This is a genomic window from Trichocoleus sp. Lan (genome assembly GCF_039961855.1).
Classification (GTDB): Bacteria; Cyanobacteriota; Cyanobacteriia; order Cyanobacteriales; family FACHB-T130; genus FACHB-T130.
On the sequence record NZ_JAMPKA010000023.1, the window covers coordinates 1 to 24140 of the forward strand.

A 24140-nucleotide genomic window follows, 5' to 3' on the forward strand; every position below is an offset into this window, starting at 1 on the left:
AAATGGTTGATACTTTGCTTGCTACTGCACTTGATTTAGTCAATCCAAAACACCTACGCAACTGGTTCACAAACTGCTGCTACTGTACTTCATGAACTTGCAATCTGCTGTATTGGAGAGCTTCATCCTTGCTTTTCGGCAAGTTTTCAATATGCACCTCTTTGACCGTAGTGCGCGTTGCCTGAAGCAGCCGGACATCCTTTTGGCTAAGGGCTAGGATGTAGAACCGTCCATCGTTGTTGACGATAGGCAACAGCGGCTTAATATGAAAGCGATCGCTAACGATTACCAATTCTTCAACATCAACGGGAAGCTGGTAGTAACGAAAGACTTCGGGAGAGATAAAAATTGCCACCCCCTCGCCTTGGTTTTCTTCCCAAAACTCAAGGCTATCAATCGCATTCGCTTGCTCAAGCCATGTCATCGCCTCATTGTGGTCAATCCCCATTTCCTCCAAGCGTTGCTCAGCCTCACGCATGAGATTCTTGAAGCGAATCGGATTTTGTCGAATCTCTGGCCCTGCCTTTTCCATCGGCATATAAATCGAGATACAGGGACTAGCGGAATTTTCTATCAAACTTTTTAATTCATCAGTAGACAATAACGGCATCTGATTGGACTCCTTTCAAAAATATTCAGAAAGGACGACAAAAATTGGCAATCTCTAAAGAAAGATATGGCGGAAAAGGCCATACAGGAAATCCGCCCTTCTAGGGAAATAATTATGGTTGCGGCTGCGGGAAATTCTTAAATGCAAAACCTAACCTAAATTCATTTCAGACTAAGACAGGTGCGATGCCATCTTTCTTTTGATAGGAACTTTGGCTCACACCTGACCAAAATCCCAGCAAAATCCCAGCAAGTCTTTATCTGTCAAAAAGATTCAGGGAGAATAATAAGATTGAGGGTTTCCCTGTTCCATTCCACCGCAATCGGCATTTTTATGATTGATAGCGATCGCATTCACCAGCGGGAAGTCATTGGACTGCTACCAGCAGGAGGGCAAGCAACGCGAATCGCCCCCTTACCGATGAGCAAAGAGCTGTACCCGATTGGATTTCGTCCGGTAGATAGCGGCAGCGGCACCTTACGCCCCAAAGTCGTGAGTCATTACTTACTAGAGAAAATGCGGTTGGCAGGGATTAAGAAGGCATACACCGTACTGCGTCCGGGAAAATGGGATATTCCGGCTTATTTTGGGGACGGCACCCTGCTAGACATGAACCTCGGCTATCTGATGCTGGGGTTGCCTTATGGCGTTCCTTATACCTTGGATCAAGCCTATCCCTTCGTGCAAGACGCAGTGGTAGCACTGGGCTTTCCCGACATCCTTTTTCAGCCTGAAGACGCCTTTGTGCGGTTGCTGGCACGGCTTGCGGCTGGTAATGCCGATGCGGTTTTGGGATTATTTCCGAACGATCAACCTCATAAAGCCGGGATGGTTGATTTTGATGCCGAAGGACGAGTCCACTTCGTGGTCGAAAAACCACCGATTAGCGATTTAAAGTATATGTGGGCGATCGCGGTTTGGACGCCAGCTTTTACCCAGTTTATGCACGAGTATCTCGCTGCAATCCAAGCTGGGCAAGTGCCACAGGCGAAAGAGTTACCGATTAGCGATGTGGTTCAGGCGGCGATTGACAGCGGCTTGCGGGTGGAAGCCGAAACGTTTCCGGATGGAACCTACCTGGATATCGGCACCCCTGCGGATCTTGTGAAAGCAGTTCGTCAATTTGCGGCTGATGAGATTGATATCCAAATTGATTGATTCTCTCTCGGCTTAGCTTGAAAGAAGCAAAGGCTTAAGCAGTCGGGGAATCTGTATGATTGTGATTGGATGGCGGCTGGATACCTTTTAACCGCCTTCGCAAAATTATCCCCAAAGTCACCTGCTTCATCAGCCAGTACAAGCCAGAAATGATGACAAAGGTGACAACCATAACCACCACAGGCCATTTGCCCACTAAGTCATCCAGTACGCTAGTAAATACGGCATCCGGTTGAGTAACAAAATCCCAACTGTTGAAGCGTAGGAATCGCCCTAAATAAATGCCAATGGCGCTAAGACCATGCAAAGTTAGCTCCATCCAAAGAATGTATTTACTACGTTCGTGGCGATGTAAATAGTAACCTAGATTAATTAAAGATATAACGTAAGCTTCAAAGCCAGCCAGGATAACTAACAAATACTGGGGGATGAGAACTAGCGTAATCATCCACACCGAGTAGTTGGCGCGAATATCATGAATCAAGTGAATGATATCTGTCAACAAATAGGGCGCATTCGGCAAAAACGCGATAAAAACTAAGACTCCCGCCCACCAGATCGGCGAGCGCTTTTGCCTGCTGCGAAATAGCCAAATACTCAAAAGCAGAGGTACAAACGCCAAAAACAGATTCCACGTCATCCAGTCCAGATTGCGGGACAAAACCCGCAATATATTGGAAGTCCAGCGAACCAGCTCAAATTTCATACGCGCTGTCTCATTGTTGAATCAGCAGTTTTAGTTCACATTGAAGCTACCAGTATAACTACTGATTCCGGGATGACTACTCTGCCGCAGGGGGATGACGATCTGGAATGTTGCCCCTAATCCTGGCTGCGATAGACAGATGAGTTGTCCTTGATGATTTTCTACCACAATTTGATAGCAAGTCGATAAACCTAAGCCGGTGCCTTTGCCGACTTGTTTGGTGGTAAAAAATGGTTCAAAAATATGGTTTTTGACTTCCGGAGTCATGCCGATGCCATTGTCGGAAATTTCAATCTGCACCTGAGTGGGTGACAAAATTTGGGTGGTGAGGGCGATCGCAAACGGCTGAGGTGAAAATCCTGAAAGGGTAATTTCATCCTTGGCCTTTTCTTCCTCTTTCATTCTTTCTTCTAAGGCATCAATGGCATTACTAAGCAGGTTGAGAAACACCTGATTGAGTTGTTTCGGATAGCACTCCACGAGGGGTAAGTCACCGTAATTTTTAACCACTTCGATGACTGGATGTCCCGGACGCGCTTTCAGGCGACGCTGTAAAATCAGCAACGTACTATCGATGCCTTCATGAATATCCACCGGCTTCATATCGGCTTCATCCAGACGGGAGAAGCTGCGTAAGGATATCACAATCTGACGGATACGTTCTGCACCCGTTTTCATGGACTCTAGAAGATTCGGTAAATCCTCAATCACAAAGTCCAGTTCAACCGTTTCGCTATACGCTTGAATCGCCGGGGGTGGGGTGGGATAATTTTGCTGGTAAAGGTTCAGGATGTCGAGGAGGTCTTGAATATAAGCAGTAATATGGCTAATATTGCCAGTGATAAAGTTAATGGGGTTATTAATTTCATGAGCAATTCCTGCTACTAATTGCCCCAAACTCGACATTTTTTCAGCTTGAATTAATTGCTGTTGGGCTTGTTTGAGCGAGGTGAGCGATCGCGCGAGTTCATTATTCTTTTCTTCTAACTCCAGAGTTCTTTCGGTTACTTTCCGATCGAGATTGTGGGCAAGTTCGAGTAATTGAGCTTCCGATTGCAGCAGTGCTTGCTCGATTCTTTTTTGTTCTGTAACGTCTTGAATCGTGCCGATGAGTCGAGCGGCTTTCCCTCCTTGCTCCTGAATAATTTTGCCAGTGCCGTGGACAATGCGCTCAGAACGATCGGATAAAACAACTCTAAAGTCAGTGCTGAAGGCTTGCTTGAAATACGATGCGGCGTCTATCAATTCTCTGACCCGTTCTCGGTCATCTGGGTGAACGGATGTCAGCAATCGTTCCATACTTGGCTCAAATTCTGCTGGTGAAAAACCCAAGATGCGATAAAGTTCATCCGACCATCGCAGTTGCTGTTTAACCAAGTCTAAATCCCAGTTACCGAGATGGGCGATCCGTTGGGCGTTGGCGAGACTGGCTTCGCTAGCGCGTAGTGACGCTTCAGCTGAGGCGCGTTCCGCAACCGCCGCCCCCAAAACCAAAGCAGTGACTGCGATAACGCCCATGAAGGCTTGTAAAAATTGCAAAGCTTGGTCGGTATTAATGGCAACTGCCGCAAACGGCCCATCCCCCAAGGCGGTGCCCCAGATAGCAATGCAGGAGACAAGTAGAGTTGCCAGTACAGCGCCTTGCTGATTAAATCGGAGGGCTGCCCAAGCGACCAAAGGGAAGGGCAAGTAGGCAAGGGGATAGTGAGCGATCGCTGTAGCAGTTTTGGCGAAGAAAACTGACTGGGTGACGGTTGCAAGCAAAGTCAGCAAAAGCATCGCCTCGATGATTCGCTCTCGTCTTGTGTCTAAGCGAGGAAGGACACTCCAAGTCAAGATCGCCGGGACTAACACTAAAACTGCCATGCCATCCCCTAACCACCACGTCCACCACGTCGTCGCATAGTCGCTCCAAGGGATAAGATTTGCCCAGCAAAGAGTCGTCAAACCCAGAGTGGAAGCGACTAGAGTAGACAGCATCACAGACAAGCCGAGAAAACCGAAAACATCTCGCAGGCGATCCAGAGAGGGGCGCAAACGAATCGAACGAAGCAACGTGACCCCGACTAGAGCCTGCAAGGTGGTAGCCAAGCTGCCAGCAATGGCAACAGATAGGGGTACGTGCAGAACTACTTTGGCAAATAAAAATTCACCTAGCACGACTCCAGGCCAAAGCTTTCGCCCCCCGATAAACAGCACGCCTTGAGTAATCCCAGCCGGAGGCCAAACCGGCGTTACGTACTTATTCAACACCGGAAGTGCAAGTGATAGTTTTGCTGCACCAATGTAGATGGCAGTCAGTATGGCGACGCTGGCTAAGTATCGCCAAAGCCGAGTTTGGGACATAATACGGCGGTTTAGGGGTTCAAAATGCGAGATGTTTTCTCCTTGCAACCATAATCCGCTGAGCTAGATGTTGCAAAGGTAAATATAGACAAATTTTTAACTGAAGGGAGAAATCCGATAATTAATCTGATTTCACCTTCGGTTTAGTACAAATTAAGCAATAATCCAGTGCCAATCGATTTAAGCAGCCTGCCCTAACAATCGCCTAGAATCCCTATCAGGGGCTAAATAAAAGGATTAAAAAGTGGAAACTTCTATGCAAGATCGGTTGCAGGCAGCGATCGCTCCTTACCGTACAGCGGTAGATTATCTAGAAATTCGCTTAGAACAAAGTGAGTCTACCTCTATCTCCTTTCGCGGTCATCAGCTGGATGCCGTAGATCGTAACTTTACCCTCGCTGGGGGCATTCGCGCTTGCCACATGGGCGGCTGGAGTTTTGTCACTTTCAATGGTTTAGCTGAGTTGAAAGACCGGATTGAAGAAGCGATTTCTCAAGCACATCTGGTCGGAAAAGAAACGACGATGCTAGCGCCAATGGAACCCATTCAAGATTATGTGGCGGTGGAAATCGGGCGCGATCCACGTGGGGTTTCTCTGGCAGAAAAGCGGCGGTTATTGGAGGGATATAACCAACTGCTGCTAGATTTTGACCCCCGAATTCAAACGACAATGGTGAATTTGCGCGATCGCTTCGGCATCACCTATTTTGCCAATTCTCTCGGCACCTGTATTGCCCAAGAACGCTTGGATGTGTCGGGTCGATTTGGGGCGATCGCTAGGGAAGAAGGTTCTGCCCCCCGCCAAGGCTTTGAATCTGTCCATTCCCGCACAGACTATAACATTCTCGAAGGAATTGAAGACCAGGTACTGGGAGCCGCCAAACGCGCTGTCGGTCAATTGGAAGCCAAATCAGTCAAAGGCGGACAATATACCGTCGTTCTCGACCCATATCTCGCGGGTGTGTTCATTCACGAAGCTTTTGGACATCTTTCGGAAGCTGATTTTGTCTACGAAAACCCCCGGATGCAGGAATTGCTTACTCTAGGCAAACCCTTAGCCATCAAACAACTGAATGTGGTTGATGATGCCACGATGCCCGATTTACCTGGTTCTCTCAAGTATGATGATGAAGGCGTCCCCGCTCAACGCAAATATTTAATTAAAGACGGCATCCTCACCCAGCGCTTGCATAACCGCGAAACTGCTGGCAAGCTACACGAAGCTCCCACCGGCAACGCTAGGGCACTCAACGCCACTTATCCCCCGTTGGTGCGGATGACGAACACTGGCATTGAACCGGGGGAACACTCCTTCGATGACATGATTGGGGATATCGAGGAAGGCGTCTATGCGGTGCGGATGCTTGGCGGACAAACCAACGGCGAGATGTTTACCTTTGCCGCTGCTGAAGGCTATATGATTCGCAATGGCAAGATAGCTGAAAGAGTGACTGATGCCAGTCTGACTGGCAATGTCTTCCAAACGCTCAAAGATATTGAGGCGATTGGGAACGACTCCATCTATATCAATGGCGGGTGCGGGAAAGGCGGACAAATGCCGCTACCCGTGAGTGTGGGGGGTCCCCATCTGCGAATTAAAAATGTCGTGGTGGGCGGTCGCTAGGAGGAACCGGGAAGCTATGAAGAATTCTCGCCCTTTCTCCAATGACCCATTACCGTATAGCAATTCTAAATGATTCGTGAACGCGAGATCCCCGACTTCCCTAAGAAGTCGGGGATCTGAATCGATAGACGCTCTAATCAAAAAGGGGATGCCGCTAGTAAACGGCATCCCCTTTTGTTTTATTTAATTAACGTGCATAGCATGGCATTTGTGGCGGTTTTGCCCCAGTACACTTGCACGGAAACAGCAGACTCCGAAGGCTCGGTATTTGAGACTGAGAGTATCGCTTAATTCAGGTTTAGTGGAAGTAGTTGGCTTCCGCTTCCAACTGGCGAATCAAAGCTTCGTCACCTTTGGCTCTGGCAATTTCTAGACGATGCTGCAAGCTTTTTTGAATATTTTCGCGGTGAGCCGCAGCCGCATTTTTCTGGTTATCTTGGCGTCTTCCGTTCATAATGGACATTTTTTTTAAGCGACTTGAGGTATCTGCTACTTATCTAATATAACCTAAATACCCAAAAAATGGTAGTTTTTGTTACAGAATATTCATAGTTTGTTAGCTAGCGTTAAGGGTTGAGGCTGTGGAACGAATTAGGGTCTGGGAGCGATCGCCCTTGCTGAAGGTAAGCTAGACTCTGAAAACGTTCAAAAAAGACGTTCAAACCATCGCGCGTTCTGGTCGCATCAACAGCATCGCACCCGCGCTTGGCACAAAGAATCCTTCTTAACAAAGATGTATGACAACCGGATCGTTACTCTGACGAGCGATTTTGGCTTAAGTGATGTTTATGTAGGGGTGATGAAAGGCGCGATCGCCCAAATCAACCCGACGCTGACGGTGGTGGATCTCACTCATGAGATTCCCCCTCAGAATCTTACAGCCGCAAGATTTTGTTTAATGAATGCCTACCCTTATTTCCCAAAAGGGACAGTGCATATTGCTGTTGTCGATCCGGGAGTGGGGAGTAGCCGCAGAGCGATCGCAGTTAAACTTGCAGATGGTTTCCTGGTGGGACCCGATAACGGGCTATTTAGTGGCATTCTGAGTAATAATGGGGTTTCTCAGTCCTTACCCGAAATTGCCGCTGTCGAACTCACGAACCCCAACTATTGGCGCGCAACCGAACCCAGTTCAACGTTTCACGGTCGAGATATCTTTGCTCCCGTAGGTGCCCATCTTGCCAGCGGCGTTCCACTAGAACAACTGGGAAACGCTATCGATCCAGCCAGCTTAGTTCAACTGCCCATCCCTGAATGCAACCAGACAGAGGCGGGTATCACGGGTTGCATTCAGTATATCGATCGCTTTGGCAACTTAATTACGAATATTCCAGGTACCTTCGTCCAAGGAAAAATCTGGTCTGTGGTTGTGGGATTTAGGCTACCCAGTTGCCAGACTTACAGCGACAGTCCAACCGGAGAAGCGATCGCTTTAATTGGCAGTCACGGTTGGGTCGAAATTGCCGTCAACGGAGGCAATGCTCAGTCGCAACTGCAACTAGACTGGGGAGATGAGGTGCTTCTTCATCTGGATTAATTCAATTCCTAATCGGGATTTATACATCCGCATCGCTGATATTGTATAGCAATTTTCGGATAGGTTTTATGACTCAGTTAAAGGCGTCAGATTCGGCAGTTTATCAAGGTCAGTTTGGAGAATTTACGATAACCGAGAGCGATCGCACTGGAGTGATCGTTTACCGTAGCGGCTTAATGGTAGCGGCTTTAAGCTTTGCTTTAGGTAGCTTTCTGGTGCTAAAGACAAACATGGGATTGTCACTCCTCACCCCGCTGTACGCTTGTTTTTGTTTGGCATTGGGCGTCAGTTTATTTACCATCCATATTTACCTAGAACCGCTACACCGACTCCTTCAAGCTTTTTGGGCAATTGGTGTTTTATCAGCGACAGTGCTGGCGCTGCAAAGTAGCGAACCTCTTGCCCTATATATCTACAATCACCCAATAACCCTTTTTGGAGTTGGCTTCACCTTTGCGGCATTAACGGGGATTTACTTCAAAGAAGCCTTTTGCTTCAACCGTCTGGAAACTAAAGTTCTCACGCCTTTGCTGCCAATGTTGCTGTTGGGACACCTGACGGGTGTATTGCCAGTGTCAGTAGAACGGGGATTATTGGCAGTTTGGGCAATTCTATTTGTCATCTTTGCCTTGCGTAAGGTTGTCCAAGAAATTCCACCGGATATTGGTGATAAGTCGGTATTTGTCTATCTCAAACAACAGCATTCGGCGAAGGCTTGAGGAAAGCGATTAAACGCCCTATATCTTATGGAAGAACGTGCCTTCTGGCTAGCATGGTCGCAAATCCCTGGAATTGGCCCTATTTTGCTCAGGCGCTTGCACCAGCATTTTGGCACGCTCAGTGAAGCCTGGAAAGCCAATCCAGCCGCCTTGAGGGAGGTGGAGGGGTTTGGGCGTCAAACGGTTGAGGGGGTGATAGAGAAGCGATCGCGCCTGCATCCCCAACAATTTTTAGAAGAACACTTGGTAAAAAATCCCTGTTTCTGGACGCCAGCAGATGCTGATTATCCCCGCTTACTTCTAGAGACGCCTACCCCACCGCCAGTGCTGTATTATCGCGGCAAAGTGCAACTCAAAGAAAATCATGGCATTACGCCAACGATTGGCATTGTCGGTACTCGTCAACCCTCTGAATATGGCAGACGCTGGACTGGCAAAATTACCGCTGCTTTGACGAAAAGCGGCTTCACGATTGTTTCCGGCATGGCAGATGGCATTGATACAGAAGCGCATCGCGTCTGTATAGAAGCTGGGGGACGGACGCTGGCAGTTTTTGGTACTGGCGTGGATGTCGTCTATCCTTGGCGCAATAAGTCCCTATACGAACAGATATGCGATCGCGGGTTAGCGCTGAGTGAGTATCCTGCTGGCACCCAACCGAAGCGCGAACACTTTCCCCCTCGCAATCGGATTATCGCCGGGTTGAGTCGTGCGGTGCTGGTAATGGAAGCGCCTACGCGATCCGGTTCATTAATTACTGCTGATTATGCCAATGAATTCTGTCGAGATGTCTATGCTTTGCCTGCAAGGTTGGACGATCGGCAGTCGCTGGGGTGCTTAAAATTAATTAGTAAGGGAGCGACACCTTTTCTGGATGAAAATCATTTATTAGAGATGCTGGGAGCGATTCCAAAACTCGATCCAGTGCAACAGCTAGACTTATTTAATCAGCCTCCCATACCAGACTTAGAACCAGAACTCAAACAAATTTGGCAAGCCATTTCTTCAGAACCGACGGCTTTTGATTTAATTGTGCAGCAAACGGGTAAGCCAGCTAACTCAGTCTCCAGTGCGCTGTTGCAGTTAGAACTTATGGGGTTAGTGTCGCAATTGCCGGGGATGAGGTATCAGCAATCTTAAGCGCGATCGCTACCCTTACCATTCCCAAATCGAATGTCTTAAATTGCTACTGCACTCGCCAAATTTTGATACTAAAGTCCTGACTTCCACTCGCCAGAGTCCGTCCATCGCCGCTGAAAGCGAGGGAAACAACGTTGTTAAAATGCCCCTCAAGGCTGTAGCGTTCCCTGCCAGTATTCGGATTCCACAATTTAATCGTATTGTCCATACCACCACTGGCAAGCGTCTGCATATCTGGGCTGAATCTGACAGCATAAACCGCTTTTAAATGCCCATGCAACGTGCGAATTTCCTGCCCATTATTCAAACTCCATAATTTAACCGTATTATCCCAACTGCCACTCGCTAGCATCTGTCCATCTGGGCTAAAGGCAACCGAATTAACATAGTTGGAATGCCCATGCAACGTGCGAATTTCCTGCCCATTATTCAAATTCCACAATTTAACCGTATTATCCCAACTGCCACTCGCTAGCATCTGTCCATCTGGGCTAAAAGCAATAGAAACAACCCAGTTAGAATGCCCACTTAAATTGTGAATTTCCTGACCTGTTTTTAAATTCCATAATTTAATCGTATTATCTAAACTGCTACTCGCTAAAATCTCTCCATTGGGACTGAATACGACAGAAACAACCTGGCTCGAATGCCCGATTAACGTGCGAACTTTATCTGCTTTTTTAAGGTTCCACAATCTAATCGTGTTGTCCCAACTGCCACTAGCCAGAATTTGTCCATCTGGACTGATGGCAACAGCACCCACTGACTTTGAATGCCCCTTCAAAGTGTAAATTTCCTGGCCCGTGTTCAGATTCCACAATTTAATCGTGTTGTCTAAACTCCCACTAGCCAGCATCTCTCCATTTGGACTGATGGTGACAGAAGCAACCGACTTTGAATGTCCCTTTAAAGTGTTCGCTAAAGCAAATTTTTTTCTAAAAATTGGTTGATTCGGACTTAACGTTAGATTACTAATTGAAAAATTATTTAGATTGGCGTGTTTAAAATAACTATATCCAAATAACAATAATATTAATGTGGTACTACCTGCTAAAACTTGATTTAAAAATTTGTTTCTAACCAGTGTAACCGCTGAAGACGTAATTTTAAAAGGGTTATTACTTCTAGGCGGCGCTACAGATATTTTAGGCGTTAAATTTTGCGGACTCCGCATCAAATCATGAATAACCTCGTCTACCGAATGGTAGCGGCAATCAACATTTTTTTGCAATAGCTTATCTAATATATTAACCAAATTACTACTAATTGAATATTTTATGTATTTCCGCCACTGACAAACCCAATCGTAGCCATAATCAAGAAATAATAAGTGGGGATTGACATTACTTAGCAAATGAAAACAAGTTACACCTAGACTAAATAAATCGCTAGCTGGATAAACTTCACCCCCTTGCATTTGTTCGTAGGAAGTATATCCGAAAGAACCAATTTTTGTACCTCGTTGAGTTGCCTTTATTGCTGTTAACTGCTTAGCTGCACCAAAATCAATCAGTACTAGCTCCCGCTTTCCTCCCCTTGTTAAGCGGCAACGCATAATATTTTCGGGTTTGATATCTCTGTGAATTACATTTTTGTCATGAACGAATTTGAGAACAGGTAAAATATCCAGTAACATCTCTCGAATTTGTTTTTCACTGAAAGCACCTTGTTGTTCCAACTCCTGCAATAAATCCTGCCCATCGATAAACTGCTGCACTAAATATAAATAATTTCCTTCTTCAAAATAGCCATAGAGCGTAGGAATCTGCGGATGATGTCCCATCTCTTGCAGACGCTTTGCCTCTTGTTTAAACAGTTGAATAGACTTGTTGAGTGCCGCAGTTCCCTGCACTTGGGGTCTAAATTGCTTGACAACGCAGGGTTCATTCATCCTATCTATGTCTTCTGCCAGATAAGTTCTACCAAATCCTCCCTCATTGGAAATAAGCTGGATAATGCGATAGTGTCCTCTCAGCAACGGCATGAGTTTTGCCCCGCAACTTCGGCAAAACTTTGTCGTATCAGGATTTAGAGGATTCTGACAATCAGGGTTGAGGCAACAGCTCATAGGTAGAAGATGCAACATCTGGTTGAGTCTATGATAAATGTGCCCCTCAATTTTCTCTGTAGAATTCAAGCATGAAACGCCAATTTTTATTAGCTTTAATGCTTGTGACGGCTACAGTTTTGATGCTTTTTCTTGGGCACGGTGCGATTACGAAACCAGCAAACACGGCGACTATTTCACTGCGATCGCTAGCAGGCACACGAGAAATAGGCATTGGTATGGCGGTGGCGATGCAACCCTGATGTCACGATTCTACCTATCGGGAGGTGGTGGCGCGTGAGTTCAATCCCATCGTGGCAGAGAATAGGATGAAGTTTCAGGCAGTTCATCCAGAACGCGATGTCCTCCAAGGACGACCTTCGGTTCGCTTCGATTTCACAGACGCAGATGACTATGGCTGATCGTAAAGAATTAATCAGCAATTAGCAGCCTAATATGACAACTAACTTTGAATTCGGCACGATTTTTAACCCTGAAGAAGCTAAACAGCTTGGGCAAATATTAACCCAGTGTTTCAATTCACCGCCAGATAGCTGGCAGATGTATTTGAATCGGATTGGTTTGGAGAACTTCCGCGTCATCCGCCAAGGAGGACAGGCGGCTGGGGGCTTAGGCATTCTCAACATGGGCCAGTGGTTCGGATCTTCTCGCGTACCAATCGCCGGAATTGCCGCCGTGGGCATTGCGCCAGAGCATCGAGGCACAGGGGTAGCAGCGGCGCTGATGACTAATATTGTTAAGGAGTGTCACGCCAAGGGAATTCCCCTATCGACGCTCTACGCCTCTACCAGCGCCCTTTATCGGAAAGTGGGTTACGAACAAGCTGGGAACTATTGTCGTTTGACGGTGCCGACAGAGACGATTCTGCTCAAAGATCGCACATTGCCGATGCAGCGCGTGGAAGCGACTCACCACGAATTTCACGAACTCTACCGTCAACGAGCGATCGCTTCCAGTGGCAACTTGGATCGCCACCAAGCCATTTGGCAAGGCATTGTCGAGTCCCCAGAAGACGTGATTTACGCCTACCGGATTGGCTTTGAAGACAAAGCAGAAGGTTACATCATTTTCAGCCAAAAGAGGGGCGACACAAGCTATCACCTTGAAGTCAGAGACATGGTGGCATTAACACCAGCAGCAGCACGTCGTTTGTGGACTTTCTTTGCCGATCACCGTTCTCTCGCAGACAAGGTGATTTGGCAAGGTCAGGCAGGAGACCCGCTTTTGTCTTTACTCACAGAACAAACTTACAAAATTGCCCATTTAGAACGATGGTTGGTGCGAGTCGTTGATGTGCCAAAAGCACTATCAATGCGCGGCTATCCGATTGGGTTAGAAGCCGAATTGCATCTTGAAATTCAAGATAATGTATTGCCCGATAACAATGGAAAATTTGTTTTGGCAGTTTCCGGCGGACGCGGTGAAGTGACAAGAGGCGGACGCGGTGAATTACGGTTAGATGTGCGAGGCTTATCACCTTTATTCACAGGGTTACTGACAGCTCATCAGTTACAAACGATTGGGAAAATTGAAGGGGATGCCGATTCTTTATTGACCGCCATGCTGCTCTTTGCCAGTCCCGAACCGTGGATGCCAGATCATTTTTAGCGGCTCATTAGTTAGCAGCAAGGTAGGCAATGGCTATTATCCTACTAGCTACAATTCACCAATCATTTTTTTGAACCGCTCATGTTGCCGAATTCGATAAAAACTTGATTCATTTTTGGCATAGGTTTTAAATGTATTGGGATCGAGATTAATTGCCTGTTCTAGAGAATCAAGCGCTAAAGAAGCTTTGCCTTGTAGGGCACAGAAGCAAGCTTTGTTATACCAAGCATAAGGGTAGTGAGGATTGATTTCGATGGCTCTGTCACAACAGGCGATCGCTTCTTCGTATCGTTGCAATGCAGCGAGTGCCCCACTCCAGTCCGTCCAGATAGCGGGGTTATCTGGTTTGAGGACAATTGCTTGCTCGTAGGAAGCGATCGCTTCTTTATACCGTTGTAGGCTTCCTAACGCCCAGGCTCGGTGATGCCACGCTTCCCAAAAATCGTGTTTTAGTTTAATCGCTTTGTCATAGGAAGCGATCGCTTCTTCGTACTGTTGTGATTTAAGTAGCTGATTGCCTTTTTCGTAACAAGCGTGATGCGGACTCATCACTCTACGAACTAGCAAAAAAACACCAATCGCTGCTAATAACAAAATGCCGGAATCAGCGTTGAAAGATGCGTATCCCTTCCATACCAATTCTATTGGAACGCCAAGCATTGCCCCAATTGTAAAAGCTGACTTCCAAAAAAGCAGATTTATCGGTTTTACAAATGAGAGCAGAAAGAAGAGGGCAATAATCCCATATTTGCTCAACTTTCTCAGTTTAATCTGAGTTTGAATGGGCAACCACGGCTCGATGATGCCATAGCCATCAAGCGGTGGAATTGGCAGAAAGTTGAACTGAATAACGGAGATTTGTAGAATAATTAGGAATGCTAAAGCTGGGCCAATCCAGTGTTCGCTGAATGGCGTCACCCAACCCAACCAAAAGGGAATCGTGAGCAGTAAAGTCACGATTACACTAGCGATGGGACCCGCTGCGGAGACAGCACTTTTCCACCAACGATTGCGTAATTGGCTTTGATTGATATAAACTGCGGCACCTGGTAACGCAATCCCACCGATGAGCAGAAAGACGACGGGCAGAACCAGACTCAAAGTTGGATCGGTATATTTGAGGGGATTCAGGGTCAAATACCCCTTATCTTTAACTGAGGTATCCCCGCCCCAATAAGCAACTACCGCATGACCAAACTCGTGTATACAAACAGACACGATCCAGCCAAGACAGACGAAAACTGCGACAGGTAACATTGCTGCCCACCCTGAGGAAAAGCGGTTGAAAAGATGTTTTAATCTAACTCAGCCGCGAGGCAAATGGCAAAGTTGCAACGCGATCCGGTTCGGCTTAAATACGCTAGATAAATCAGCATTTGAGAGAAGCTCCCCCAATCCGCTGATAAATTGGGGGCTATGAGAAAAAATCTCCTTTTTCAGGAGCCGAAGGGGGCGCAAATAGGTTGCCTCAAAACGTTAACTTAACTGTATTTGAAGCTTAATCTCCTACGTTGACTGTCGCTATGAGCGACTGGCCAGGAAAGTGTCCAAACTTGGCACATCCACCCAGCAACCCGTCTGATGGGATTCATGGGCTAAATCCATCAACAGCTGGGAATAAACTCCCTCTCGCAGCGATGGCGCGATCGCTTTCCCGGCGTCAATTGCCTGCACCCAGTTGTCTACAACTCGGATAAAGGGTGCCAGACGCCCATCCGTATAGGTTTGGGGAAACGCCAGCAGATTCGGAATTTCCACCTCAGCGAGGGATTTACCCGCAGGTGCCGCCCAGAGGCGAAAACCATGTACGTAATCTTTCTGATTTTCACTGCCCAAGACTAACGTACCGCGATCGCCATAAACTTCGATCCCGTGTGTCCGGGATGCATAGACAACCGAACTGATACACAGTTGGCAAGGCGTCCCATCCGCCAGTTCCAGCATCAGCATACACGTATCATCCGCATCCACCGGCTTCATTTCACCCGTGTTCGAGTCTGGACGAACAGAAATTCCCGTAATCAGCTGGGCACACAGTCGCCGCACAGGTGCAAACAACCAGCTAATGTAATCAAAAGCGTGAGAACCGACGGCTCCCAATGCTCCTCCTCCCTGGTCTTTCCGAGAATACCAGTTCCACGGGCGCGTGGCATCGGCACGACTCGACACCAGCCAATCAATCTTGATCAGGCGCTGTTGCCCCACATACCCTTCTGCTAAAAGTTCCGCAAATCGCTGCCATGCGGGGACAAAGCGAAATTCAAAATCGAGGGTAGCGATCGCGCCCTTTTCTCTCGCCCACTGATACAACTGACGTGCCTCAGTCGCTGACAGGGCTGTGGGTTTTTCTAATAATAGATGCTTCCCAGCTTGCAACACCGTCTTCGCCATTTCATAGTGCAAAAAGGGCGGCGTTGAAATACTGACAGCGGCGACATCTGGCAAAGCGACGATTTTTTCTAGGGTGTCGCAAGCATGGGGGATATTCTGGGCAGAAGCGATCGCTCTCGCTTTATCCAAATCCCGGTTGTAAACGGCAACCACCTGAGTACGCGGATGTGCCTTGAATCCTGGGATGTGGATTTTCTGACCAAATCCAGTCCCTACCACTGCCACGCCAATCGGATTCGATGCTTGGGCTGAATTGCTGAATGTCATGCAGGGTTTTCCGAGCTAAACTTTTCCACCCATTCAATCACTTGATAGCCGAGACGGGTGCCATCAAGTCGATCAATTTCCCGGATGCCAGTAGGACTGGTGACATTCACTTCCGTGAGGTAGCCGCCAATCACATCAATCCCAACAAAAATTAAACCATCCCGTTGCAGTGTAGGAGCCAGTTGGGCGCAGATTTCGCGCTCTCGTTGGGTAATTTCCGTCTGAGCGACTCTACCCCCGACTGCCATATTGCCGCGAAATTCCTTCCCTGTAGGAATGCGATTCACGGCTCCAATCGGTTCGCCATTGAGCAAAATAATTCGCTTGTCTCCTTCTTTAGCGGCGGGTAAGTAGGTTTGCACCATCACTGGAACTCGTGCCTGAAGGGTACTCAGTTCTATCAGGGAATTAAAGTTGCGATCGCTCGGATCTAAAAATAAAATCCCTTCCCCTGCCTTATTTCCTAACGGCTTCAGGATTGCTGCCCCTTTGGCCTCCAAAAACTGCCGGATCACCTGCTTATCCGCACTGACAATCGTTTCCGGAATCGCCTCCTTAAACTGGAGTGCGTACATCTTCTCATTTGCCGCCCGCAACCCATTGGGGGCGTTGATGACCAAGGTTTTCGTTGGATCGATATAGTCCAGAATGTATGTGGCGTAGAGGTAAGGAACGGTCACTGGCGGATCTGTTCGCATGAAAACCGCGTCCATTACTTCCAGTGGTTGTAAAACGCGATCGCCGACAGAAAACCATCGCGACTCCGCCACCCAGCGTCCTTCCACCAACTGCACCGGCGTTAGTTGCACCGGCTCCAGCAACGCCCAAGCCTTGCCATCCCCCACACTCAATAAATTCGCCTGAGTAATCCAAACTTCGTGTCCCAGTGCTTGTGCTGCTTCCATCAGCGCCACACTGGAATCGTGACCGGGATCTAGGCGTTCGATGGGGTCAATAATAAAAGCAAGTTTCATGTTAGCTATCAGCTTTTTGTCTTTTGTCCATTGTCCGCTGTTCGCTGCCCGTTGTTCGCTGTCCGTTGTCCGCAAACAGCCACTCAGGACAAATGACTATGCTGATTGCAGGAGTGGATCGAGCTTACCTTGAGCTTCTAGCGCATAGGTATCATCGCACCCCCCAATATGCCGATCGTTGATAAAAACTTGAGGTACGGAACGCCGCCCATTTGAGCGTTTTGCCATCTCCGCCCGTGCCGCCTCATCCCCATCAATGCCGTATTCGATATAATCAACCCCTTTTTTATCAAGCAAAGCCTTGGCACGGATGCAGAAGGGGCAGCTGCTCCAGGTATAAATTTCCACTTTAGGAGCCATCTTGTCCTCAAATATTAAGTAATTTTTCTTGATCTTAGTCTAGTCAAACCCATCTATATTTTGTTTTCCGAGTAAAGTTGACTGAAAATCTTAGTTCGCTTAGTTAGCACGTCCCACACCGGAAGTCCCGCTCCACCCTAAAAAGCTCCCCGCTTAATCAAAGCGGAGAGCTTATTGTGGAAGTTTCCCAGAAATCAATCCTTAAGGGAAAAATAGCTGTTTAATATTGCTTAGCACTGAAGTTAGAGAAAGAAAATCTGGCTGAAGGCGCAAAAATATCAACGCCGAACCCACCCGTTAATCGTAAAGCGACTATCTGCGAAGGCTTTTGAGGGACATTGCACAGGTAATACTTCATGCATATAACGACTGAGAAAAAGCACAATGCTATTATTACGAGGCTCAACTGTTTTAAAGGAATCAGCCTTCACGTAAAAGTTATTTTCAATCTTGCTGTCATAAATTAGTAGCTCTCCACCAGAGAAAGCTTTGGGTTCTCGGTAAAAGTAGTAAACATAGGTTAATTCTCTGGTAGCAGTATCAGGACTACCATTATCATTGTGAACTTTGTAGTAATTTCCATCATTGTGAGAGGTTAATTGTGACTCAATTTGAGATACAGGAAATGATGGAATCCCTAATTTACTAAATATATCCGGTAAAATTGCTCGCAGGCGATTGACTATCCGTTCGGAAAACTCAGGGAAAGAGTAGAGAGCCATAGACCGACGATAATCAGTCGCATCGGTTGAAATGCTGGTAGGTACAAAGGCTGGCTCTTTTTTAAACACATAGTCGAGTAGTTGTTTGTGTTCCTCTTGAGTCAGAAAATTGTCAATTTGCACGTAGGGAGACGCTAAAACATCCGTTGGTTGAGGTTTCAGTTCCTCTTGCATGACAAAAACTGAGGGTTCGGTAACTACACCAACCAGATGTTCGCTTGGAAAACACAGAGAAGCGCGACCCTCATCAATCGGAATCTGGAACAACCCATAAAAACCATCTTCTTGCTTATAAGAGCGAGCCACAACAGTTTTTAACAGATTTTCTAGCATAGGGGCGTCTGACTTTAGAAAGACAGTGTATTGATGCCCCCCTGCTAAAAGCAGTTTGACTTTTATCTCCTTGACTTGAGCAGATGTTTCCATAAGTTTTCCTACTTTCACATACCTATCGCATTGAGATTTTTGGCTTGAAGTAAATTCACCCTGAGCAAAAGCTTCTCACCGTATCGTAAGTGAGAAGCTCTTTTTGAAATATGTATCTCTAGGGGAGGTAAAACAGTCGCTTAACTAGCGCTTAACGCTACTGTGCGCTTGTCTTCCGTCTTTTGCCAAACCGCATGGCGGCAAAACTTGTCAGCATGAGTGCGCCCACTGTACTGGGTTCGGGTACTGGTTTAGGGTTACTCTTAGTGCCGCCGGTACTGGGATTGGTGCCGGAACCGTAGTCAACTCCCGTTCCGCCATTGCTGTAATCAACGCCGGTGGTGCCACCTGGTGTTGGAGCTGGTGCCGGAGCTGGCGCTGGAGCGGGTGCTGGTGCGGGTGCTGGCGCTGGTGCGGGTGCTGGCGCTGGCGCTGGAGCGGGTGCTGGTGCGGGTGCTGGAGCAGGTGCTGGCGCGGGTGCTGGCGCTGGCGCGGGTGCTGGTGCGGGTGCTGGAGCAGGTGCTGGAGCAGGTGCTGGCGCTGGTGCGGGTGCTGGAGCAGGTGCTGGAGCAGGTGCTGGCGCTGGACCTGCGGTTCCGATTAGTTTGCTACTTTCCTGACGAGATTTTTCATCATTGGTATCTCCTACGCTCATCAGGCGCACTCCGAATTCCTGACCGTAAAACTGAGAGAGGGTTAAAGCTGTTGTGGCATGGGACAGGGTAAAAACGGCCGTTTGAAAGTCGTCCTTACCGCCCTTCAAACCTGTGTCACCAATTTCTATGCCAAATTCAAATGAGTGATTGCCTCCATCGCCATTCAAATTAGCTTGACCAACAGTGCTAAGGTTGTCGCTGGTGCTATAGGCAGTCGTGGTTATTAATTGGTTTTGACCTAGTTGGTTTTGACCAACTACGCTCAGACCACTTAGGAGCGAGTTATCAAGAATGTCGAAGAAGATTCCGCGAATGTCCCCAAATGAGAATTTCGTGTCAACAGCCACTGTGAACTGAATTTTGCCTGGTCCGGCTATGGCGTCATCCAATGTAAAGTTGACCTTCGCGTTAGCACCTGTAAAGTCATTGGAGCTAAAAGTCATTGAGGCAGCATGGGCTGGGGAAAATGCAGAAGATGCGATCGCAACACCAGCAGCCACGAAGGAATAACTAAGTAGAGTTGGGATTGTCCTTTTCATCGTAATTAAAACCTTTACCAATTTAAGAGTGAACTGAAGTTGCGCTATGGAATCTGCGATCTTTGCACTACAGTGCAAGGTTGTATATCACAGGATGTTTAAACATCAATGAAATGCCTTGAACTTGTAGATTTCCCCTGATTTTCCTGAAAATCAATCATGTTTAATTTATTGTTACTTCTACTGTAGAGAGTATTCTTTTGATTGTCTATCAATTTTTTAAAACTTCTTCGTATCTTCATTTAAACTCAAATTATGAGTATTTTTTTGCTGATGTCCGAGCATTTCTCTAGGCATTTACCTATAAGAGACACTACGCTTAAAACTGATGCTTGCGCCTTGAAATTCTTTCCAGTCAATCATTCTGGGCAGCAATCGCAAGGTTTCAACTTTTGCAATTACCGCAAAATATCGAGCTTCAATATTAAGTGTTTCACATTTATAGGTGTAACGTCTTCAGCAGAACTACGCACTTATTTGGGTGATACAAATCCTATAAAAGCCATTTTCAGTATTTACCGAGTCGAAACACGAGGTTGAATATTTTAGGCAGGTTACTTTACCGCCAAAATCATAAGTAAATTCTTTTTGGCACTGATATCAATACGGATTGATTTCGCGATTAGCTAAATCAATCCTGCTTGCTTTGAGTATTTACCGAAGGAAAGCAGCCTTCTCAAGGGTAAGTATGCGAAGCCCTGAAGTGGTATTACTGCTATACAGAGATTCGGTTTAGCTAAGATAAACAACGCTTCAAGCAAGTTTTGAGACTATTTCACCTGAATGTCGCCACAAGTAAATTGCTGAAAGTCGTTGCTGTCAGGACTTGTGCCATTCAAAACCTGAAATCCAAAATCTAAAGTGGGATGAGACAGCGCAGTTATAGCGGTTCTCGCTGGTATTCCCTGCAAGGCTGATGTTCGGACAAATAATTGTTCGCCTCTCCAGCGTGTACTCAACGGAGAAGGGCTATTGTCTTGCTACCGACTTGAGCAATCTTGTTAAAGGCAATCGTAGTAGTCAGCTGGGTGCCCCTCGGTACTAGGCAAGCAATAAATACAATGATTCAGAGCTTACAAGACCGGGCAGAGGCTGGTAGCGGGTAGATATCTGTCCTTGCTTAATACGGCTGTGTATACCGAGCTGACGAAGGTTGTTGAACCAGACATTCTAGGCGCACGCTAGATAATCAGTGACGCCAGAAGTGGAGGAGGTGACTGATGAAAGCACCTGAGTGCCTGAGTGCCCGTCACAAAAAGCGCTTTTTTGATAGTTTTATATTTTGCTCTGATTCTGATTCTGATATAGATGGGCTGCATTCCCAAAGAACGCCCTCAATCGCCCTCAATCTATATGTGGGCAACGAGTTCAGGAGAGCGTTGTGATTCTCAGTCAATCACTAAAAAAGTTTCACTCAACTAAGCGGCAGGCAATCTAGACTCAGACTTGGTAAGATCCATATAGAGAGGGAGAGGTAATCCGCTCCTCTTAGGAAATTTTGCTCTCCAGGTGTGCAACTTCATCTGTCTACACAAGGCAAGTTTTATCCTTTAGCAACTTGTTTATATTTTGAAGGTGAGCTGGATCACAGATTACTGTTGCACAAGTGCCAGACGTTTTTACAACTAAACTGCTAAGCTTTTTAAATTAATCCAAAAGCTAGCGTCCTCCTAGTTTGGATACGTGTCCTACCAGAGGCAATAGCGTAACTTAAAAAGTTTCCGTAAAAAACGCTTGCAAAAGCGGCATCTGTAATTATGCCAGGGAGCAGTTTTGAGTCATACTCAAATAGAAGAATAGGGTCTTCTGCCGGATCACTCTCTACGTCAGCCGCTGAATTGTTGAGCCTGGTTGAGCAACCAAGGCTTTTTGAGATTGGCTGGACTTTCCTCAAGCAGGCACGGTCCCAATCTCGTGCAGGCTTCTGGCATCAAACTATATGAACAATCAGTAAAACCTTTTTGATGACCCGCGATCGGAATCCTACAGGCAACACCCATGTCTAGCATGCAAAACCTATTCACAATTCACTTTTGGGGAGTAAGAGGAAGTATCGCCTGTCCGGGGCCGGAGACAGTCCGGTATGGCGGCAATACGCCTTGTGTTGAGATGAGAGTGGGTGGTGAACGCCTGATTTTCGATGGCGGCACTGGCCTACGAGTATTAGGGCAATCCCTGCTATCTCAAATGCCGGTGGAAGCTTATATGTTCTTCACCCACTCCCACTGGGACCACATTCAAGGGTTTCCTTTCTTTGTTCCTGCCTTTATTAAGGGGAATCGGTTTCATATTCATGGAACGGTTGCTCCGAACGGTTCGACGATTGAGCAGCGCCTGCGCGACCAAATGCTCCACCCAAATTTTCCCGTGCCTTTACAAATCATGGGAGCCGATTTGAAATTCTACGATTTGCCAATCGGGCAAAAGGTACAAATTGGAGAAATTACAGTCGAAAATGCCCTGTTAAACCATCCTGGGGAAGCTGTGGGATACCGCGTCAACTGGCGGGGTTGCGCTGCCGCCTACGTGACCGATACAGAACACTCCCCGACTCGCATGGATGAAAAAGTTTTGTGGCTGGCTCGGAATGCAGATGTCCTGATTTATGATGCTACCTACACGGATGAGGAATACGACTCACCCAAATCTTCTAAAGTAGGTTGGGGACATTCGACCTGGCAGGAAGCCGTGAAAGTAGCTCGTGCCGCGAATGTGAAAAAACTGGTAATTTTCCACCACGATCCGCTGCACAATGATGATTTTCTCGATCGGGTTGGCGAACAGGTGGCGCAAGAGTTTCCCGAAGCGATAATGGCGCGGGAAGGCTTGTCAATTCAGCTAGTGCCACAGAATCATCTGCCAAATGCGATCGCTGTCCAAGAAGCGGGCGTTTCTGCCTAAATTGGTCATTGGCTAATCCTTAATGACTAATGACGAACGACTAAATTATGTAAAAATGTAAAGCGTGTGGGTAACTTCTTCTCCTGACACTGCTCTAAAACCAACCGCTGTTGCCTTGGGAAACTTTGACGGTGTGCATCGCGGGCATCAACAGGTCGTCAAACCAATTTTGAAGGCTTCTGACGTTCCGGGTGTACCAAAGCTTCCTCCATCGTCCCTGCATCGGCGGTTAGAATACCATTGGCAAAGCCGGAGTGAGGACACGGGACAGTCGCCTGAGACGAAAATTCTCAGTTCCAAAGAATATCCCATCGCTACAGTGGTGACGTTTAATCCGCATCCGCGAGAGTTTTTTACAGGTCAACGCCGAGGACTGCTAACACCCCGACCCGAAAAAGTCCGACAACTAGAAGCATTAGGTGTGGAACAGATGGTGCTGTTGCCGTTTGACAGGGAACTGGCTGCTTTGAGTCCGCAGCAGTTTGTAGAAAAGATTTTGGTGGGACAACTCAGAGCGCAAAGTGTCAGTGTCGGAGAGGATTTTCGCTTTGGGTGCCAAAGAGCGGGTACGGGGGCAGACTTAAAAGCGATCGCGCACTCTTATGGCATCAATGTCACCTTAGTGCCGTTGCAAACCTGTGAGGGCGAACGGATTAGCAGTTCAGTCATCCGTCAGGCGCTCCAAGAAGGAGACTTAGAGCAGGCAAACCGGCTACTAGGGCGTCCTTACACTCTCACTGGATTAGTCGTGAAAGGACAACAACTAGGCAGAACCATCGGATTTCCTACCGCCAACCTACAACTTCCTTCAGAAAAGTTTTTACCCCGACAGGGCGTTTATTGTGTCAGAGTTTATAGCGAAACCGAGGATGGTTCGGAAGCCACCGGGCAAACAGAAACAGGGAATGGGGAAGCCAAAGTAGCGGCGGATGGTTGTTCCTTGCCAATAGAGGGCATCGGCGTGATGAATATTGGCAATCGCCCCACGGTAGACGGTACCACCTCCACCGTAGAAGTTCACCTGTTAGATTGGGTCGGAGATTTATATGGAAAGACCTTAACTGTGAGCTTGGAACAGTTTTTGCGCCCCGAACAAAAATTTGCTTCCCTGGACGCGCTTAAGACGCAAATACAGGTAGACTGCGAGGCAGCAAGAGCCTTATTTAGGACTGAGGACTGAGGACTGAGGACTGAGGACTGAGGACTGAGGACTGAGGACTGAGGAGTCGAAGAGTGAGGAGCCAAAGAGTGAGGGTTGAGGACTGAGGACTGCAATAGAGTGAGGTGAGATACAAATACAGGCAGACTGCGAGGCAGCAAGAGCCTTTTTAAGCGTGAATGGCTAAGCGGTCTCATTCGTCCATACTCAATCGTCATCAGTCATTGTC

The 24140-nt window shown here is 47.3% G+C and carries 22 protein-coding genes and 1 pseudogene; 11 read left to right on the forward strand and 12 right to left on the reverse strand.

Features of this window, described 5'->3' with window-relative positions:
* Positions 1-79 precede the first annotated feature (79 nt).
* On the reverse strand, positions 80-610 hold the full coding sequence (locus NDA03_RS19605) for a hypothetical protein (RefSeq protein ID WP_348238910.1): 531 nt from the start codon (positions 608-610) through the stop codon (positions 80-82).
* A 351-nt stretch (positions 611-961) separates the two neighbouring features.
* On the opposite strand from NDA03_RS19605, the gene NDA03_RS19610 reads away from it, so the two are divergent.
* The gene (locus NDA03_RS19610) at positions 962-1768 is read left to right on the forward strand and encodes a sugar phosphate nucleotidyltransferase (protein WP_348238949.1); all 807 of its coding nucleotides are present in this window, start codon (positions 962-964) and stop codon (positions 1766-1768) included.
* 34 nt (positions 1769-1802) lie between these two features.
* Here NDA03_RS19610 and NDA03_RS19615 read toward each other — a convergent pair whose 3' ends face one another.
* Together NDA03_RS19615 and NDA03_RS19620 are read right to left on the reverse strand one after the other, a co-directional pair.
* Positions 1803-2474 (reverse strand): DUF1361 domain-containing protein, encoded by a 672-nt coding sequence (locus NDA03_RS19615; RefSeq protein ID WP_190686232.1) that lies wholly within the window; start codon positions 2472-2474, stop codon positions 1803-1805.
* Positions 2475-2504: 30 nt separating this feature from the next.
* Positions 2505-4820 (reverse strand): MASE1 domain-containing protein, encoded by a 2316-nt coding sequence (locus NDA03_RS19620; protein ID WP_348238911.1) that lies wholly within the window; start codon positions 4818-4820, stop codon positions 2505-2507.
* Between the two features lie 256 nt (positions 4821-5076).
* Here NDA03_RS19620 and NDA03_RS19625 point away from each other — a divergent pair, with 256 nt between their 5' ends.
* Complete coding sequence (locus NDA03_RS19625; protein ID WP_348238950.1) at positions 5077-6444, forward strand: TldD/PmbA family protein; 1368 nt, start codon at positions 5077-5079, stop codon at positions 6442-6444.
* A 298-nt stretch (positions 6445-6742) separates the two neighbouring features.
* On the opposite strand, the gene NDA03_RS19630 is transcribed toward NDA03_RS19625, so the two are convergent.
* Positions 6743-6907 (reverse strand): hypothetical protein, encoded by a 165-nt coding sequence (locus NDA03_RS19630; protein WP_190427042.1) that lies wholly within the window; start codon positions 6905-6907, stop codon positions 6743-6745.
* Between the two features lie 270 nt (positions 6908-7177).
* On the opposite strand from NDA03_RS19630, the gene NDA03_RS19635 reads away from it, so the two are divergent.
* The 3 genes from NDA03_RS19635 (at position 7178) to dprA (ending at position 9840) form a co-directional block, all read left to right on the forward strand.
* Positions 7178-7981, forward strand: a complete 804-nt coding sequence (locus NDA03_RS19635; RefSeq protein ID WP_348238912.1) for an SAM-dependent chlorinase/fluorinase — start codon at positions 7178-7180, stop codon at positions 7979-7981.
* Positions 7982-8049: 68 nt separating this feature from the next.
* Positions 8050-8700: a DUF2301 domain-containing membrane protein gene (locus NDA03_RS19640; RefSeq protein ID WP_348238913.1), complete on the forward strand. Its 651-nt coding sequence runs from the start codon at positions 8050-8052 to the stop codon at positions 8698-8700.
* A gap of 27 nt (positions 8701-8727) precedes the next feature.
* Positions 8728-9840 carry a DNA-processing protein DprA gene (gene dprA, locus NDA03_RS19645; protein WP_348238914.1) on the forward strand — a complete coding sequence of 371 codons (1113 nt, stop codon included), beginning with the start codon at positions 8728-8730 and terminating at the stop codon, positions 9838-9840.
* A gap of 46 nt (positions 9841-9886) precedes the next feature.
* Here dprA and NDA03_RS19650 read toward each other — a convergent pair whose 3' ends face one another.
* Positions 9887-11926 (reverse strand): serine/threonine-protein kinase, encoded by a 2040-nt coding sequence (locus NDA03_RS19650; protein WP_348238915.1) that lies wholly within the window; start codon positions 11924-11926, stop codon positions 9887-9889.
* Between the two features lie 53 nt (positions 11927-11979).
* Between NDA03_RS19650 and NDA03_RS19655 the strand changes: the two genes are divergently transcribed.
* The 3 genes and pseudogenes from NDA03_RS19655 to NDA03_RS19665 all read left to right on the forward strand — a co-directional run bounded on the left by NDA03_RS19655 (position 11980) and on the right by NDA03_RS19665 (position 13516).
* Positions 11980-12150: a hypothetical protein gene (locus NDA03_RS19655; protein WP_190527365.1), complete on the forward strand. Its 171-nt coding sequence runs from the start codon at positions 11980-11982 to the stop codon at positions 12148-12150.
* A 21-nt stretch (positions 12151-12171) separates the two neighbouring features.
* A pseudogene (locus tag NDA03_RS19660) lies at positions 12172-12309 on the forward strand (endo-1,4-beta-xylanase); the annotation flags it as partial.
* Positions 12310-12343: 34 nt separating this feature from the next.
* The gene (locus NDA03_RS19665; RefSeq protein WP_348238916.1) at positions 12344-13516 is read left to right on the forward strand and encodes a GNAT family N-acetyltransferase; all 1173 of its coding nucleotides are present in this window, start codon (positions 12344-12346) and stop codon (positions 13514-13516) included.
* Positions 13517-13564: 48 nt separating this feature from the next.
* Here NDA03_RS19665 and NDA03_RS19670 read toward each other — a convergent pair whose 3' ends face one another.
* From NDA03_RS19670 to NDA03_RS19700, 7 genes are all read right to left on the reverse strand, one after another.
* On the reverse strand, positions 13565-14773 hold the full coding sequence (locus tag NDA03_RS19670; protein ID WP_348238917.1) for a tetratricopeptide repeat protein: 1209 nt from the start codon (positions 14771-14773) through the stop codon (positions 13565-13567).
* 264 nt (positions 14774-15037) lie between these two features.
* Positions 15038-16174 carry a Gfo/Idh/MocA family oxidoreductase gene (locus NDA03_RS19675; RefSeq protein WP_348238918.1) on the reverse strand — a complete coding sequence of 379 codons (1137 nt, stop codon included), beginning with the start codon at positions 16172-16174 and terminating at the stop codon, positions 15038-15040.
* Positions 16171-17148, reverse strand: coding sequence for a glutathione synthase (gene gshB, locus NDA03_RS19680; RefSeq protein ID WP_348238951.1), 978 nt, complete (start codon positions 17146-17148; stop codon positions 16171-16173). The genes NDA03_RS19675 and gshB overlap by 4 nt, the downstream gene beginning before the upstream one ends.
* A gap of 96 nt (positions 17149-17244) precedes the next feature.
* Positions 17245-17508, reverse strand: a complete 264-nt coding sequence (gene grxC, locus NDA03_RS19685; RefSeq protein WP_190667338.1) for a glutaredoxin 3 — start codon at positions 17506-17508, stop codon at positions 17245-17247.
* A gap of 278 nt (positions 17509-17786) precedes the next feature.
* Positions 17787-18656: a 2OG-Fe(II) oxygenase gene (locus NDA03_RS19690; protein ID WP_190673749.1), complete on the reverse strand. Its 870-nt coding sequence runs from the start codon at positions 18654-18656 to the stop codon at positions 17787-17789.
* A gap of 157 nt (positions 18657-18813) precedes the next feature.
* The gene (locus tag NDA03_RS19695) at positions 18814-19851 is read right to left on the reverse strand and encodes a PEP-CTERM sorting domain-containing protein (protein ID WP_348238919.1); all 1038 of its coding nucleotides are present in this window, start codon (positions 19849-19851) and stop codon (positions 18814-18816) included.
* A 770-nt stretch (positions 19852-20621) separates the two neighbouring features.
* Positions 20622-20810 (reverse strand): hypothetical protein, encoded by a 189-nt coding sequence (locus NDA03_RS19700; RefSeq protein WP_190437986.1) that lies wholly within the window; start codon positions 20808-20810, stop codon positions 20622-20624.
* A gap of 261 nt (positions 20811-21071) precedes the next feature.
* On the opposite strand from NDA03_RS19700, the gene NDA03_RS19705 reads away from it, so the two are divergent.
* From NDA03_RS19705 to NDA03_RS19715, 3 genes are all read left to right on the forward strand, one after another.
* Complete coding sequence (locus tag NDA03_RS19705) at positions 21072-21236, forward strand: hypothetical protein (RefSeq protein WP_348238920.1); 165 nt, start codon at positions 21072-21074, stop codon at positions 21234-21236.
* A gap of 613 nt (positions 21237-21849) precedes the next feature.
* Positions 21850-22752: an MBL fold metallo-hydrolase gene (locus NDA03_RS19710; RefSeq protein WP_190414088.1), complete on the forward strand. Its 903-nt coding sequence runs from the start codon at positions 21850-21852 to the stop codon at positions 22750-22752.
* 64 nt (positions 22753-22816) lie between these two features.
* A complete protein-coding gene (locus tag NDA03_RS19715) occupies positions 22817-23932 on the forward strand; it encodes a bifunctional riboflavin kinase/FAD synthetase (RefSeq protein ID WP_348238921.1) in 1116 nt (371 codons plus the stop codon).
* Positions 23933-24140 lie beyond the last annotated feature (208 nt).